General features: G+C 53.3%; 2 protein-coding genes. Both read left to right on the forward strand.

Annotated elements, in window-relative coordinates:
* Nucleotides 1-80: 80 nt before the first annotated feature.
* Nucleotides 81-443 (forward strand): transposase, encoded by a 363-nt coding sequence (locus tag ACO0LO_RS28970; protein WP_422970009.1) that lies wholly within the window; start codon nucleotides 81-83, stop codon nucleotides 441-443.
* Nucleotides 422-1,240 (forward strand): IS3 family transposase, encoded by an 819-nt coding sequence (locus ACO0LO_RS28975; protein ID WP_422970010.1) that lies wholly within the window; start codon nucleotides 422-424, stop codon nucleotides 1,238-1,240. The genes ACO0LO_RS28970 and ACO0LO_RS28975 overlap by 22 nt, the downstream gene beginning before the upstream one ends.
* Nucleotides 1,241-1,281: the final 41 nt, after the last annotated feature.

The following is a 1,281-nucleotide window of genomic DNA, read 5'->3' on the forward strand; positions in this document are numbered from 1 at the left end:
TGGACTGAACCCCTCGGGCTGGACCAAGGTAGCAAGATGAAGTGATACGCTTGTCGAGCCTTCACAAGAGGAGCGACACCATGTCAGTTAGAGGACCATACCGGCGGCATAGCCTGCAATTTAAAATTCAGGTCTGCACCGATGTTCGTAGTGGCAAAGTCGGACGCCGGGAAGCGTTGAAGACGCACAACCTGTCAGCCAATCTCATGCAGATGTGGCTAACGCAGTTTGATCGCGGTGAGCTGGATTTGGAAGAAGCCGCCGCAGCTACAGTGGTTGAATACGAGGCGCATATTGCCGCCCTGGAGCGCAAGGTCGGCCAGCTCACAATGGAGCTCGACCTCCTTAAAAAAACACCTCGGCTTCGACTCGTGAGCGACAACGAGACATCATCGATCGTCAGCGGCCCGAGGCCTGCTCCATCCGACGGGGATGCCAAGTGATTGACCTTCCTCGGAGCACCTACTATTATCGACCAAGTGCTGCAGAACGGCAGATAGATGACCTGGCTTTGGTCGCCCTGATCGACGACATCCACGATGAATTCCCTGGTTACGGCTATCGTCGAGTTACGTTGGAACTCAATGCACGAGGCCATGTGATCAACCACAAGCGAGTCGCCAGAATCATGAAAGCCCATGATTTGCATGCCCATCGTAGGCGCCGTTTCAAACCGGCAAAAGGTTTCGAGGCCGATTTGTGTGTGTATCCGAACCTGTATCGTAACAATATCCCGGCGGAACCAGACCGTGTTTGGGTTGCAGATATTACGTATATCCGCGTTGCAGCCGGGTTCGTTTATCTGGCAGTTATTCTCGATGCCTGTAGTCGTAAAGTCATTGGCTATGCCTTGTCGCGGCAGATCGATACGCCGCTGGCATTGGCTGCATTGAATGCGGCCTACGTTGCAAGGCAGCCAGAAGCAGGCACCTGCATCCATCACACGGACAGAGGGTGCCAATACGCCAGCAGGCTGTATCGTGATGCGTTGGAGCAGTTTGGTTTGATTGGTTCGATGAGTGCGCCGGCGAACCCTTACAATAATGCGCAGGCGGAGAGCTTTATGAAGACCTTGAAGGTCGAGGAAGTTTATCTGGCCGGTTTTGAGACGTTCCGTGATGTTGCCAATAGGCTGCCGTATTTCATCGAACAGATTTATAACGAACGGCGAATGCATTCGGCGCTAGGCTATCAATCACCCAATAAATTCGAAGCACAACTCGCTCGGCAAGCGGCTTAAATCTGGAAACCCGATTGGTCCAGCCCAAGGGGTTCAGTCCA

The organism is Undibacterium sp. TJN25, from assembly GCF_049339885.1.
Lineage (GTDB): Bacteria > Pseudomonadota > Gammaproteobacteria > Burkholderiales > Burkholderiaceae_D > Undibacterium.